Source organism: Streptomyces sp. NPDC053367, assembly GCF_044545925.1.
Lineage (GTDB): Bacteria > Actinomycetota > Actinomycetes > Streptomycetales > Streptomycetaceae > Streptomyces.
The window spans coordinates 396,203-409,648 of record NZ_JBITYN010000002.1 but is presented as its reverse complement, the minus strand read 5'-3'; the positions used below and the strand labels follow the sequence as shown (position 1 = coordinate 409,648).

Annotated in this window: 13 protein-coding genes; 6 read left to right on the top strand and 7 right to left on the bottom strand. The window is 74.6% G+C overall.

Going from position 1 to position 13,446, the window contains the following annotated elements; translation table 11 throughout:
• Window positions 1–53: 53 nt before the first annotated feature.
• Window positions 54–803 carry an esterase/lipase family protein gene (locus ACIGXJ_RS08335; RefSeq protein ID WP_399642542.1) on the top strand — a complete coding sequence of 250 codons (750 nt, stop codon included), beginning with the start codon at window positions 54–56 and terminating at the stop codon, window positions 801–803.
• On the opposite strand, the gene ACIGXJ_RS08330 is transcribed toward ACIGXJ_RS08335, so the two are convergent.
• Window positions 776–1,957 carry a GlxA family transcriptional regulator gene (locus ACIGXJ_RS08330; RefSeq protein WP_399642541.1) on the bottom strand — a complete coding sequence of 394 codons (1,182 nt, stop codon included), beginning with the start codon at window positions 1,955–1,957 and terminating at the stop codon, window positions 776–778. The genes ACIGXJ_RS08335 and ACIGXJ_RS08330 overlap by 28 nt on opposite strands.
• A 131-nt stretch (window positions 1,958–2,088) precedes the next feature.
• On the opposite strand from ACIGXJ_RS08330, the gene ACIGXJ_RS08325 reads away from it, so the two are divergent.
• A complete protein-coding gene (locus ACIGXJ_RS08325) occupies window positions 2,089–3,012 on the top strand; it encodes an NADP-dependent oxidoreductase (protein WP_399642540.1) in 924 nt (307 codons plus the stop codon).
• A gap of 221 nt (window positions 3,013–3,233) precedes the next feature.
• Here the strand turns inward: ACIGXJ_RS08325 and ACIGXJ_RS08320 are convergent, their stop codons facing one another.
• Both ACIGXJ_RS08320 and ACIGXJ_RS08315 read right to left on the bottom strand, forming a co-directional pair.
• Complete coding sequence (locus ACIGXJ_RS08320; protein WP_399642539.1) at window positions 3,234–3,578, bottom strand: DUF3140 domain-containing protein; 345 nt, start codon at window positions 3,576–3,578, stop codon at window positions 3,234–3,236.
• Between the two features lie 7 nt (window positions 3,579–3,585).
• Window positions 3,586–3,819, bottom strand: coding sequence for a DUF2945 domain-containing protein (locus ACIGXJ_RS08315; RefSeq protein ID WP_399642538.1), 234 nt, complete (start codon window positions 3,817–3,819; stop codon window positions 3,586–3,588).
• Between the two features lie 229 nt (window positions 3,820–4,048).
• On the opposite strand from ACIGXJ_RS08315, the gene ACIGXJ_RS08310 reads away from it, so the two are divergent.
• From ACIGXJ_RS08310 to ACIGXJ_RS08300, 3 genes are all read left to right on the top strand, one after another.
• Window positions 4,049–4,195 (top strand): hypothetical protein, encoded by a 147-nt coding sequence (locus tag ACIGXJ_RS08310; RefSeq protein ID WP_399642537.1) that lies wholly within the window; start codon window positions 4,049–4,051, stop codon window positions 4,193–4,195.
• A 243-nt stretch (window positions 4,196–4,438) separates the two neighbouring features.
• Window positions 4,439–4,936 carry a MarR family winged helix-turn-helix transcriptional regulator gene (locus ACIGXJ_RS08305; protein ID WP_399642536.1) on the top strand — a complete coding sequence of 166 codons (498 nt, stop codon included), beginning with the start codon at window positions 4,439–4,441 and terminating at the stop codon, window positions 4,934–4,936.
• A gap of 175 nt (window positions 4,937–5,111) precedes the next feature.
• Entirely contained in the window at window positions 5,112–7,190 is a 2,079-nt protein-coding gene (locus ACIGXJ_RS08300) for an MMPL family transporter (protein ID WP_399642535.1), read from the top strand.
• Between the two features lie 7 nt (window positions 7,191–7,197).
• Here ACIGXJ_RS08300 and ACIGXJ_RS08295 read toward each other — a convergent pair whose 3' ends face one another.
• From ACIGXJ_RS08295 to ACIGXJ_RS08280, 4 genes are read right to left on the bottom strand one after another with little or no spacing between them, the layout of a single operon-like run.
• Complete coding sequence (locus tag ACIGXJ_RS08295) at window positions 7,198–8,205, bottom strand: DUF5914 domain-containing protein (RefSeq protein ID WP_399642534.1); 1,008 nt, start codon at window positions 8,203–8,205, stop codon at window positions 7,198–7,200.
• On the bottom strand, window positions 8,202–9,206 hold the full coding sequence (locus ACIGXJ_RS08290; protein WP_399642533.1) for a phytoene/squalene synthase family protein: 1,005 nt from the start codon (window positions 9,204–9,206) through the stop codon (window positions 8,202–8,204). The genes ACIGXJ_RS08295 and ACIGXJ_RS08290 overlap by 4 nt, the downstream gene beginning before the upstream one ends.
• Window positions 9,203–10,738 carry a phytoene desaturase gene (locus ACIGXJ_RS08285; RefSeq protein ID WP_399642532.1) on the bottom strand — a complete coding sequence of 512 codons (1,536 nt, stop codon included), beginning with the start codon at window positions 10,736–10,738 and terminating at the stop codon, window positions 9,203–9,205. Before ACIGXJ_RS08285 ends, ACIGXJ_RS08290 begins: the two co-directional genes overlap by 4 nt.
• Entirely contained in the window at window positions 10,735–12,036 is a 1,302-nt protein-coding gene (locus ACIGXJ_RS08280) for a polyprenyl synthetase family protein (protein ID WP_399642531.1), read from the bottom strand. The genes ACIGXJ_RS08285 and ACIGXJ_RS08280 overlap by 4 nt, the downstream gene beginning before the upstream one ends.
• A 199-nt stretch (window positions 12,037–12,235) precedes the next feature.
• Here ACIGXJ_RS08280 and ACIGXJ_RS08275 point away from each other — a divergent pair, with 199 nt between their 5' ends.
• Window positions 12,236–13,423: a lycopene cyclase family protein gene (locus ACIGXJ_RS08275; protein WP_399642797.1), complete on the top strand. Its 1,188-nt coding sequence runs from the start codon at window positions 12,236–12,238 to the stop codon at window positions 13,421–13,423.
• The last annotated feature ends 23 nt before the right edge of the window (window positions 13,424–13,446 follow it).

Below are 13,446 nucleotides of genomic sequence, written 5' to 3'. Positions count from 1 at the left end.
CCGGGCCACGACTCTGTTCGGGTCAGGCACCCGCATCCTTCTCGGGAGGGCTCATGCGTCGTCGTTCAGCGCGCCGACTCTTCGGCGTCCTCGCGGCCACCACGGCCGCGTTCACCCTGCTCACCTCAGCGCCGACGGCCGGCGCGGCGGCCGGTCCGGCCGTGTCCGCCTCGGCCGCCACGAGTTCGGCCGCCGAGGCAGCGCAGCCGCTGTCGACCAGAACACCGGTGGTCTTCGTCCACGGGTACACCGGCAGCGCGTCCAACTGGGTCACCGCCATGAGCGTGTTCCGGCTCAACGGCTGGGCCGGCTCGGACCTGTTCGCCTACGAGTACGACTCCTACGGCAACAACGTCACCAACGCCCAGGGCCTCGCCGCCTTCGTCAACGGCGTGAAGGCGCGCACGGGCGCGAGCAAGGTCGCGATCGTCAACCACTCGATGGGCGGCCTCGTCAGCCAGTACTACCTGAAGGTGCTGGGCGGCAACACCAGCGTCAGCCACCTCGCCTCGATCGCCGGCGCGAACCACGGGACCACGTACGCCGGCGCCTGTCTGATCTACACGACCTGTCAGCAGATGTACCCCGGCTCGTCGTTCATCGCGCAGATCAGCTCGGGCGACGAGACGCCCGGCGCCACCCGATACGCCACCTGGTACTCGGCCTGCGACGGCATCATCATCCCCTACACCAGCACCCGGCTGGACGGCGCGACGAACAACAACGTGCTCTGCCAGACCCACATCGGGTTCCTCGCGGACACGGTCGTGCTCGGTCAGATCGCCCGTTTCATCGCTTCCTGACCAGCGCGCGGCGGCCCGCCGTCGGCTGCGCCCCTCAGGGCCCGCGCTCCGCCCCCGGCATGCCGCTGCCGGGGGCGGAGCGCAGGTGCGGGATCGCCGTTCCCGGGAATCGGTCGGCCGCCGGCGTCGACGACGTCGTCGGACTTGAACGTACGGCGGTAGGCGGCGGGTGAGATGCCGAAGGCGGTTCTCATGTGCGCGCGCAGTGAGTTCGCGGAGCCGAAGCCGGCCCGGTGGGCGACCAGGTCGATCGGCAGGTCGGTGGTCTCCAGCAACTGCTTTGCCAGTTCCAGGCGTTGGGCGGTGAGCCACTGCACGGGGGTCATCCCGACCTCGTCGCGGAACCGCCGGGTGAAGGAGCGCAGGCTCATCCGGGCGTGCTCGGCGAGCTGGGCGAGGGAGAGCGGCTCGCCGAGGTGCTCCAGGGCCCACGCGCGGGTGGCGGTGGTGCCGGCCACGGCCGGGTCGGGGACCGGGCGGTCGATGTACTGGGCCTGCCCGCCGTCCCGCCAGGGCGGTACGACACACATCCGGGCGGCCCGGTTGGCGGCGGCCGCTCCATGGTCCTGGCGGATCATGTGCAGGCACAGATCGACGCCTGCGGCGACGCCCGCGGAGGTCAGGACATCGCCGTCGTCGACGAACAGGACCTCCTCGTCGACCTTGACGTGTGGATAGGCGCGGCGGAACTCGGGGGCCAGGTTCCAGTGCGTGGTGGCCGGCCGGCCGTCGAGCAGCCCGGCGGCGGCGAGCACGTAGGAGCCGGAGCAGATGGACACCAGCCGGGTGCCGGGCCGGATGCCGGCGATGGCCGCGGTGACCTCGGCGGGCAGGGGGCCGCCGCGGCCCAGCTCCGGCATGGCGTGCGTGGGCGGGATGATCACGGTGTCCGCGGCGGCGAGGGCCTCCGGGCCGACCGCCGGCTGCACGACGAAACCGGCGTCGGTGAGCACGGGGGCGCCGTCCGCCGTGCAGACGGTGATGTCGTACAGGGGGCGGCCTTCGGCGTCCAGGACGCTGCCGAAGACACGGGAGGGGATCCCGAGCTCGAAGGGCGGGACCCCGGGCAGGGCGAGGACGGCGATCCGGTGTCGTGCGGGCGGCTCGGGCGCCCGGCCGGGTGTGTTCTGCGTGGCCGGCCGCGCGATGCTCATGGCCGGATCCTGTCACATAGTGGCCGGACGGCCAACACCATGGGGAGCCGGACTGCGCCAGTCTGGACCGCGTCGCACCGGGAGACCTCCCGGCAGCGGAGCCGATCGAGACGAAAGCGGAGGCGGAAAGCATGCGTGCGGTGGTCGTGGAGCAGTGGGGCGGGCCCGAGAACCTCGTCGAGCGCGAGGTCGAGCGGCCGGAGCCGGGGCTGAACGAGGTCCTGGTCCGGGTGCACGCGGCCGGGGTGAACCCCGTGGACTGGAAGACCCGCGCCAGCGGGGCCCTCATCGAGTGGGGCGCCGTACCCGTGGTCGGCTGGGACGTGTCCGGCACGGTCGAGGCAGTCGGGCCGGGCGTGGGCGTGTTCCGGCCCGGCGACGAGGTCTTCGGGATGCCCCTGTTCCCGCGCCAGGCGAGCGGTTACGCCGAGTACGTCGTGGCTCCGGCCCGGCACTTCGCCCCCAAGCCGGCGGGGCTGACGCACGTGGAGGCGGCCGCGCTGCCGCTCGCCGCGCTGACCGCCTGGCAGGCGCTGGTGGACACGGCCGACGTGCGCCCCGGTGAGCGGGTGCTGATCCACGCCGCGGCCGGAGGGGTCGGGCACCTGGCCGTGCAGATCGCCAAGGCCCGCGGCGCGTACGTCGTCGGCACGGCCAGCGCCGGCAAGCACGACCTGGTGCGGCGGCTGGGCGCTGACGAGGTGATCGACTACCGCTCGGTGCGGTTCGAGGACGTCCTGACCGACATCGACGTGGTCTTGGACGGGCTCGGCGGCGAGACGGCCGAGCGTTCCCTGAAGGTGCTGCGGACCGGCGGCCGGCTGATCACCCTGCCCGGCCCGGACGACGTCCCCGCCGCCCAGGACGGGGTGCGCGCCATGTGGGTCCTGGTCGAGCCGGACCACCTCGGCCTGCGCGAGATCGCCGCGCTCGTGGAGCGGGGCGCCGTGAAGCCGGTCGTCGAGACCGTCCTGCCGCTGGGCCAGGCCGCCAAGGCGCACGAGCTCGGTGAGCAGGGCCGTACCACCGGCAAGATCGTCCTGACGGTCGCCTGAGCGGCGGGCGGCCGCCGGCCTGGTGCACATCGGGCGGACCGGGCGTGGACGGCGATGCCGCTACGGCGTGCCCGGTGGTGACAGGCCACCGCCTGCGACAGGGGGACTCGTCACGCGGTACGGATTCCGGCGGGACGGGTCCCCGGGCGGCGGTCCGGCCACGGCATCTGACGTGGATCGGCCCCGGGCCGCGTCGAGGGGGGCCGCCAGGGGACGACCGCTCAGTCCTCGCCCTCGTCGGCCAGCGGATCATGCCCCCAGTTCATGAGGGAGTGGCGCCAGCGGGTGTCCCGTACGTCACCGGACGGGCGCTGCGCCAGATGGCGGCGGATGTAGCCCACGACCTTGCGCATGTGTTGGTGGTCCGCCTCCGACAGGTCGTCCTGCCCGGCGCGCAGGATGGTCAGGATGCGGCGTCCCGAGGCGTGCCCCGTGGACTCGCCTCCGTCTCTGCTCTCCCCGGCGCTGCGGGACTCCTCGGTCGCCAGCCACTTCTCCAGGTCCGCCGGCCGCATGTTGACCAGTTCGCGGAACTCCTGCCGGGTTCGGCGCCGCTCGTCGTCCATCCGCCGCTCACTTCTTCCGCTTCTTCAGGGCGGACGGCTTGTGGACGGCCGACCGGCCGGACTTGTCGCTCCTCACCTGGTACTGCGGCTCCTCGGGTGAGGCGTCCACGGTCCGCCCCGCCGCCTCCGTACGCTCGGTGATCCTCTTCTCGACCTTCCCCTCGGTCTCGCTGCCGTGGCTCTTCCAGGCGACCCTGTCGCCCTTGCGGAGCTTCTTGTCCTCGGTCTCGCCCTCGGCCATCCCGTGCACCTCCTTGAGCGGCAGCAGCTCCCGCAGATCCGGGGCTGCGATCGTTTCCCACCCTGAGGTACGGGCCCGGCCTCCGCATCCGCAGCGGCCGCTCCCGGCGCCCGTGCCGGAGACGGCCCGGCCACGCGGACAGGGATGACACGTCCTGCCGGGGGTAGACGGCTCCGTGCCGAGGACTTACCGGCGACGTCGTCGACTCGACCTTCATCAGGAGGCAGCAATGGCAGGCATGTTGGACAAGATCATGCAGTTCGGCAGGAGTCCGCAGGGGCGGCGCGCCATCGAGCAGGTGCGCCGGGCCTCCGCCGACCCGCGCCGCCGGGCTCAGGCCCAGCGCTTGCTCGGCAAGCTGCGGGGCCGGCGCTGACTCCCGGCGCCCGGGCGTGCGCGTCGGCTCCGACACCCCGTACCTGTTTCACCGCCGGTCACGGGGCCCCGGCCGGGCGCCGCGTGTGCGGCGGGCACCACCGCCTGCGGTCTCCGCAGGTGGCCCGGGCGGAAGGGGACGCGGGCCATCGAGAGCGCGTGGGCCCGTGGGATGCGCCGGCGTCGGCGGAGGCGCCGGCCCTCCGCCGCCGGTCGGGTCCACCGGTTTGGATACGCTGGCCGTGTGACCAGGGGACAGCACAAGAGCGAGGCCGGCGGCGCGGTCTCCGCACGGGCGCCGGGGGACGCGCAGAGTTTCGCCGTCGCGCTGCGGCGCACCATAGGTGAGGTCAACCGGCTGGTCCACGGCTTCGCCGCCGCGCAAGGGCTGCATCCCACCGACGTCCAGGCGCTGTCGTTCGTCCTGGACAGCCCGGAGCCTCCGACGCCGGGGCTGCTGCGCGAGCACCTCGGTCTGACGTCGGGTGCCGTGACGGCCTGTCTGGACCGACTGGAGCGTGCCGGGCACATCCGCCGAACGCGCGAGAGCGCGGACCGCAGGGTCGTCCATGTGCGCTACGCCGAGGGTGCGCGGGCCGCCGCGCGCACCTACTTCATGCCGCTCGCGCAGGCGGAGGAGCAGGCGAGGCTCCAGTTCAGCGAGGACGAACTGGCTGTGGTGCTGCGCTACTTGCAGGCTCTGAACGCCGGACTCGGGGAAGTGCGCGTTCCCAGGCGCTGAGCAGAACCCGGCTGACGCAGACTCCGGCTGACGCAGACTCCGGCTGAAACAGGCTCCGGTCAATTGGAACCCCGCTGCCGGGTCCCCGGTCGAGGGGACGTACGTCCGTGCTTCAATATCTCTCAATCATTGAGATTGTTTATCGTTGAGATAAGCCCGTGACCCTGGAGTTCCCATGTCCCGACCCCGGCGGTGGGCCGGCCGGCTGCTGCCTCTCCTCCTCCTCGTCGCCTGGCTGGCCGTCGGCGGGGGCCTCGGCCCGTACGCGGGCAAGCTCGGCGAGGTGGCGACCGACGACCAGGCCGCCTTCCTTCCCGCCGACGCCGAGTCCACCCGCGTACTGAAGGAGCAGAAGGCGTTCCACCAGGAGGAGTCCCTCCCCGCGCTGGTCGTCTGGACCGTCGACGGCGGCGGTCGCGTCGATCCCGCCCTGCGGACGGCGGCGACCCGCGCCCTCGCCTCCCTGAACGGCCGGCCCGCGGTGGTCGGCGTCCCGTCCCCGGCGCTCGCCTCCGACGACGGGCAGGCCCTGCGCGGGGTCGTGCAGCTCCGTCCCGATCTCGGGGACGAGCTGCCGGACGCGCTCGCATCGATCCGGAGGGCCGCCTCCTCCGTGCCGGGCACCACCGTTCACCTGGCGGGCCCCGCCGCCACCCAGGCCGACCTCTCCGACGCCTTCGCCGGCATCGACGGACTCCTGCTCGGCGTGGCCCTCGCCACCGTGCTGCTGATCCTGCTGCTGGTCTACCGCAGCGTGCTGCTGCCGCTGGTGATCATCGTGGGCGCGGTGTTCGCGCTGGGTCTGGCCTGCGCCGTGGTCTACGTGCTCGCCGACCACGACATCCTCCGCGTGGACGGTCAGGTGCAGGGCATCCTCTCCATCCTCGTCATCGGCGCGGCCACGGACTACGCGCTGCTGCTCGCCGCCCGCTACCGCGAGGAGCTCGGCGCCGCGCCCGACGGGGACCGCACCGCCGCCCTGCGCGCAGCGCTGCGGCAGTCGGTGGGACCGGTCACGGCCAGCGCCGCCACCGTGGCGCTGGGGCTGCTGGCACTGCTGCTCAGCGACCTCACCAACAACCGGGCCCTGGGGCCGGCCGGCGCGATCGGCATCGCCTGCGCCGTGCTGAGCGCGCTGACCTTCCTGCCCGCCGTGCTGCTCCTCCTCGGCCCGGCCGCCTACTGGCCCGCCAGGCCCAGGGCCGCCGAGCGGGACGGACACCCGCTCTGGCGGCGCGTCGCCGCGCTCGTCGACCGGGCACCGCGCAAGGTCTGGGCCGGCACCCTGGCGGCGCTGCTCGCCTGCGCCGCGTTCTGGCCGGCGCTGGAGTCCAAGGGCGTCCCGCTGGACGAGATCTTCATCGACGACGCCCCTTCCGTCAGCGCGCAGGAGACTCTGGTCCGGCACTTCCCGGGCGGCGCCGGAAACCCGGTCGTCGTCATCGCGGACGCCGCGACGGCGGACGCCGTACGGGCCGCTGCGGCCCAGGTCCAGGGCGTCGACTCGGTCGCGGTCGTCACGGCGTCCGGCCGACCCGGCGCGGGCCGGCCGCTGGTCGTCGGCGGGCGGGTGAGGATCGACGTCACGCCGGCCGACGCCGCCGACACGGACGCGGCGAAGGACACCGTCGCCCGCCTGCGCACGGCCCTGCATGCCGTACCGGACGCCGAGGCCCTGGTCGGCGGCTACACCGCCCAGCAGTACGACACCCAGCGCACGGCCGAGCGCGACCGGACGCTCATCGTGCCCGTGGTCCTCGCCGTCATCCTGATGGTCCTCGTCGGCCTGCTCCGCTCGCTGGTGCTGCCGCTGCTGCTCGTCGCGACGGTCGGGCTGAACTTCCTCGCCACGCTCGGGGTCTCGGCCCTGGTGTTCGAACACGTCCTCGGGTTCAGCGGGACGGACGCGTCGGTGCCGCTGTACGGCTTCGTCTTCCTCGTGGCGCTGGGCGTCGACTACAACATCTTCCTCATGTCCCGGGTGCGTGAGGAGGCCCTCGTCCACGGCACCCGCGAGGGCGTGCGCAGGGGACTGGTCGCGACGGGCGGTGTCATCACCTCGGCGGGTGTGGTCCTCGCGGCCACGTTCGCCGCCCTCGGTGTCATCCCGCTGGCGTTCCTGGCGCAGATCGCCTTCATCGTGGCCTTCGGCGTCCTCCTCGACACGCTGGTGGTCCGCTCGCTGCTGGTGCCCGCCCTGGTCCGCGACCTCGGGCGCGTCGCCTGGTGGCCAGGGGCCCTGAGCCGGAAGTGAGTCCACGTCAGCCCGGGAAGCGGCCCGTGGAGCGCAGCCGGCGGCGGCGCTCCGCGTAGGCCAGGTCGTCCCGCCACAGCCGGGCGGCCGCGGTGCGCATCAACGGGCGCACAAGTGGGGCCGCCCGGCGGGCGAGGGCGAAGCCCGGCCGGCCGGAGGCCGCCACCACGGCCTCGGTCACCGCGGTCAGCGGCCGGCCCCGCTCGTCGGTCCCCAGCGGGGTGGCGTGCGTCTCCACGACGGAGCCCACGCCCTCCCCCTCGGTGATGCGCATGACGACGGTGCGCGGCTCCGGCGCGGTGAACTCCGCCCGCACGGGCACCACCAGCCGTCCGGCGACCTTGAAGGACACGTCGACGGTGAAGGCGTCCTCGTCCGGCCCGGCCCCGTCGGGCGAGCCGACGACCGTGAGGTCGACGAACGCGTACGGGTGGTACCACGCCCCGTGCCACGGGTCGAGACGGTTGGCCATCACGTCCTCCGGGTCACAGACCCCGATGCCGGTGTAGACGGCCGTCAGCGCGCGGGCGGCCGGCGGCCGGTCGGGCAGTACGGGCGCGTCCAGCGGCGCCTCCCCGCCGGCCTCGTCGAGCCGCACCCAGAGGAGCACGCCGTCGTCGAAGGCCGGCAGCGGCTCCCAGCCCGCGAAGGGCGCCCCGTCCAGGGCCAGTCCGTGCCAGTGGCACACCAACGTGCCGCAGCGCACGGGGCTGTCGCCGAGCGGTGCCCCGAGGTGGGGGCAGATGCCGGGGCCGGCGAGTGGCCGGCCGTCCCGGCCGCGCCAGACGACGATCTCCCGCCCGGCCACGGTCCGTGCCAGCGGCCGGTCGCGGCGCAGCGCGCGGGAGTCCCCTACTACGTACCAGTTGCCCGACGGCCGGCCCTGGGCCCGTTTGAGCGCCTGGGCGATCACCGCCGGCCTGGCCTCCCGCCAGGTCGGCCGCTGCCGGTGCCAGGGCGCGGCCCTGCGGCGCAGCGAGAGGGGAAGGCGGCGGGCGGACGGCTCTGGGGTCACGCGACCTCCTCGGAGACGGAACGGCTGGTGCGCCCGGTCCGCGGGCCGTCGCCGCGGCAGGTACGGCCGCGGTGGCGCAGACGGGCGGCGACGACCCGGGCGAGCCCGTCGGCGGCGACGGCCGCGCGGTCCCTGCGCGGGACCACCGCCCGGCGGTGCAGCACCGCGTAGCCGTCGCGCGCCACCGCGTCGAGGATGGCGCCGTAGAGCACGTACGCGGTGCGGATGCAGGGCCGCGCCACCGGGTCGAGCAGGTCGATCCCCGGCTCCGCCTCCCGGTAGACGCCCCGGGTCAGGGCCTCGAACTCCCTCAGGGCCGCCGTGATCCGCCGGTCGGGCCGGCCGGTGTCCCGGCTCCACCGCAGCCGGGCGCGGTCGACCCCGTGCCCGGCGAGCAGGTCGGCCGGCAGGTACACCCGGCCCCGGTCGAGGTCCTCGCCCACGTCGCGCAGGAAGTTGGTCAGCTGGAAGGCCACCCCGAGCGCGGCCGCGTACGGCGCGGCCTCCTCGCGCGGCACGACCGTGCCCAGCACCGGCAGCATCTGCAGGCCGATCACGGCCGCCGACCCGTGCATGTAGCCGCGCAGGTCGGCGTAGGTGGGGTAGTCCGTCACCGTCAGGTCGGACCGCATCGCGGACAGGAAGTCCCGGAAGTGCGCGTGCTCGATCTCCAGCCGGCGTGCGGTGTCGGCGACGGCCACCACCACCGGCTCGTCGCTGGGCCCTCCGCGCAGCGCCTTGTCGAACCGCTCCTGGAGCAGGGCCAGTTCGACGGCCCGCCGGGCGTCGTCGACGCCGGGATCGAGGGAGTCGACGATGTCGTCGGCCCACCGTGCGAAGCCGTACAGCGCGTGCACGGACGGTCTGCGGTCGGCCGGCAGCAGCCGGGTGGCGAGGAAGTACGTCTTGCCGTGGGCCGAGTTGAGCTGACGGCAGCGGCGGTACGCGGCCCGCAGCGTCGGGTCGGTGATGCCGGCCGCGTCGAGTTCGCGGGCGGTCATTCGGCGCTCACCTCGGCTCGGGAGGGCTGAGTCCGGTGAGCGGTCCGTGGGGCGCCGCCGGTGACGCGGGCCGCCGCCAGCTTGCCCGACACCAGTGCCGTCGGTACGCCGACCCCGGGCGTGGTGCCGCAGCCCGCGAGGACGGCGTTCTCGGTGCCCCGGACGAGGTTGCGGGGGCGGAACGGCCCTGTCTGGGCGAAGGTGTGCGCGGCGGAGAAGGGCGTCCCGGCCGCGTGCCCCTGGCCGTGCCAGTCGGCCGGGGTGACCAGGCACTCCTCCTCGACGGCCGCCTCGAATCCGTCGAGGCCGCGCCGCTCCAGCTCGCGCAGCAGCTCGCTCCGGTAGCGCGGGCCCAGGTCGTGCCAGTCGGCGGCGCCGGGCCCGATGTCGGTGTTGGGGCACGGCGCGAGGACGTAGTGCAGATGGCGGCCCGGCGGGGCGAGCCCGGGATCGGTGGTGGTGGGCCGGGTGATGAGCAGCGACGGGTCGCTCATCAGCCGCCCGGTCCGGGTGAGTTCGTCGAAGGTGGTCCGCCAGGCCGCGCCGAACGAGATGGTGTGGTGAGCGAGTTGCGGCCAGGTGCGGGAGGTGCCCGCGTGCAGTACGACGGCCGACGGCGAGTGCCGCAGCCGCACCGGCCGGCGCGGGCGGCGGCCGAGGAGACGGTAGGCGACGGGCAGGTCCGGGGTGAGGACGACCGCGTCGCAGGGAATGCGGTCGTCGCCGGTGACGACGGCCGTGATGCGCTCGCCCGACCGCTCCAGCCGGGTGACCTCCTCGCCGTACCGCAGCACGGCACCCGCGTCGGCGGCGGCGTCCGCCATCGCCTGCGGCAGGGCATGCATGCCGCCGCGCGGGAAGTACACGCCGGCGACGGTGTCCATGTAGGCGATGACCGCGTAGGCGGCCAGCGCACGAGCCGGCGGAACACCGGCGTAGAGGGCCTGGAAGGAGAAGACGCGCCGCAGCCGCTCGTCCTGGAGGAACCGGCCGATACGCCGGTCCAGCCGGCCGAAGCCGCCGAGCGCGGCCAGCCGGGCGAGATCGCCGGTCAGCAGATCCAGCGGCGAGTCGAAGTTGGCGTCGATGAATCGGCGCAGCTGGGTCCGGTAGAGCTCCTCCAGCCAGGTGCGCAGCCGCAGATAGCCCGCCGCCTCGCCGGGTCCGGCGAACCGCTCGACCTCCGCGGACATCGCGTCCCGGTCGGTGTGCACGTCCAGGGTGCTGCCGTCGGCGAAGCACGCCCGGTAGGCGGGATGCAGCGGCACGAGCTCCACCCGGCGGTGCAGGCTGTCGCCCACCGCCGCGAAGGCCTCGTCGGCGAGGTCGGGCATGGTGAGCACCGTGGGCCCGGTGTCGAATCGGTAGCCGCCGAGCTCCAGGCGTCCGGCGCGGCCCCCCGGCAGCAGGTCGCGCTCCACGACGGTGACACGTCGGCCGGCTCCCAGCAGGTGCAGGGCGGCCGACAGCCCGGCGAGCCCCGCACCGACGACCACGACATGGTCGGTGCGTCCGGCCAGTGAGCGGGTCATCGCCGTACCTCCGGGGTGACGGGGTGCGGCCGGACGGAGCCGTCGTCCGGGAGCGGGGCACCGCCCGTCGAGGCGAGCAGGGCTCGCAGCCGGGCCCCGGCGACCGGTTCGAGCCGGGCGCGGTCGGCGTGGCGGAGCCCTTGCGCGGTGAGCCGTTCGATCCTGCTCTCCACCGTCGTCCGCGCTCCGGTCCGCTCCAGCACGTCGCGTATGGCGTCGAGGCCCGCGGGGGTGAGACCGTCGTCGCCGAGCGCCCGCTCCAGCACCGCCAGGGCGTGGCGGTCACCGGCTGCGCGGGCGCGGGCCACGGCCAGTGCGACGAGGTAGGTGGGTTTGCCCTCGCGGATGTCCTCGGCGGACCGTTTGCCGGTGCGCCGCGGGTCGCCGAAGACGTCGTTCAGGTCGTCGCGCAGCTGGAAGGCCATGCCCACGCACCGCCCCGCCGAGCACAGGGCCCGCACGGTGACGGCGTCGGCGCCCGCGACGGCGGCGCCGAGCGCGAGCGGCCGCTCGACGGAGTACAGGGCGCTCTTGAGGCAGGCGGCGCGCAGCGCGCGGGGCACGGAGCGCGAGCCGGTGAGCTGCCCCTGGAGGTCGAGGTACTGCCCCGCCACCATCTCCGTGCGCATGTCGCTCCACAGCCGGCGGACCACGGTCGCGGTCCAGGGGTCGAGCACGGTCTCGGCCAGGACGTCGTCCGCCCAGACCAGCGCCAGGTCCCCGGCCAGGACGGCGGCGGCCTCCCCGAAGCGGGCGGCCCGCGCGGCCGGCGCGGTCCGGGCGTAGTGGTCGCGGACGTCGGCGTGCAGTGCGGGCCGGCCCCGCCGAAGCGCCGAGCCGTCCATGACGTCGTCGTGGACGAGGGCGCAGGTCTGCAGCAGTTCGAGCGCCGCCCCGATCCGCAGCCCCGCCGCGGCCGCCGTCGTGTCGGTGCCGCCGCAGGCGCGCAGCGACCACCACACCAGCTGCGAGCGGGCGCGCTTGCCGCCCTCGCGGGTGAAGCGCGCGACCCGCTCCGCCAGTTCGCGTGCGAACAGCGCGTCCATGGCGTGCGCGCGGGTGAGGCGGTCGGCCAGCAGGTCCTCCAGCACGCGCCCGACCGCGGCGGGTACGTCCGCGTCCACGGCGGTGACGTCCGCGGTCGCCTGCCCGAGCGGGACAACCCGGGTGGTCGCCCGTCCGGCTCCGTCCGCCCCTGCCGGCCGGAGGGTGCCCGTCGCGGAGCCCGCCGGGGGGACCAGACGGGGGACGGGCGGTGGGTCGGCCGCGAGGTGGTCCTTCGCCTGGATGGGGCACATCCCGGGTCCTCTCGTCGTGTGGACTGCCGTGTCGAACGATGCTTCGGGGGATCACCCGCGGACGGATGCGGTGTCAGGACGGGTACCCGTGGCCGACAAGCCGGGCACCTGCCGGATGGGTGCATCCGTCGGCGTGCCGGGCCCGGAAGCGGACACAGGTGCCCGCCGGCGGGAGTGGATGGAAGAGGAGGAGGTGCCCGTGCTCGACGCGGACGTGGCCGTAGTGGGAGCCGGTGCGGCGGGGCTGTCCCTGGCGCACCGGCTGAGCGGGCCGGCGCCGGGATCCCGTACGCCGTCCGTGGTGCTGGTCGAGGCACCGCCGGGTCCGCTGCGGCCGCCACCGCGGACCTGGTGCTTCTGGGAGGACGGGCGGGGCCGCTTCGACGCGGCGGTGCGCTCGCAGTGGCGGCGGCTGCGCGTACGGCCCCCCGCCGGGCCGGCCGTCACGGACGACATCGCGCCGCTGCGGTACAAGATGATCCGCTCCGACGACTTCGAGGCCCTGGTCGGCCGGGACCTGGCGCGCAGCCCCCATGTGCGGCGCGTGGAGGCGGCCGTGGAGAGCGTGGAGGACTTCGCGGGCGGGGCCCGGGTGCGGATGACCGCGCCCGACGGCCGGGCCCGAGTCCTGGACGCCCGCTGGGTGTTCGACTCACGCCCCCTGGGCAGTCTGCCGGCCGCCCGTACCACTCTGCTCCAACACTTCCACGGCTGGTTCGTGCGCACCGCACGGCCCGTCTTCGACCACGAGACCGCCGAGCTCATGGACTTCCGCACGCCCCAGCCCGCCGACGGGCTGTCGTTCGGCTACGTCCTGCCCACCGGTTCCCGTGAGGCCCTCGTGGAGTACACGGAGTTCTCACCCCGCGTCCGCACCGCGAGCGCCTACCGGTCGGCGGTGCGTCACTACGTCGACGAGGTGCTGCGCCTCGGCGACACCGAGATCCTCGCTACCGAGACCGGGGTGATCCCGATGACGGACGCCCCCCTCCCCCGGCGGGTCGGCACGTCGGTCTTCCGGATCGGTGCCGCCGGCGGGGCCACCCGCCCCTCCACCGGCTACACCTTCGCCGGCCTGCAACGCCAGACCCGCGCGGTCGCCGCGGCGCTGCGCCAGGGCCGCAGGCCGGTGCCGCCCGCGGCCCACTCCGCCCGCTCCCGCGCGATGGACGCCGTGCTGCTGCGCGCCCTGGCCAGCGGCCGGGTCGACGGCCCCGCGCTCTACTCCCGGCTGTTCGCCGACGTGCCGATGGGGCGGCTGCTGCGCTTCCTCGACGGACGCACCGGCCTGCTGGAGGACCTGTCCATCGGGCTGCGCACGCCCGTCGCCCCGATGCTGCGCAGCGCGCTCGAACTGCCCGGCCTGCCCCGTCGTCCGTTCGGCTGAACCGCCCGTTCCACCGGCCCCTG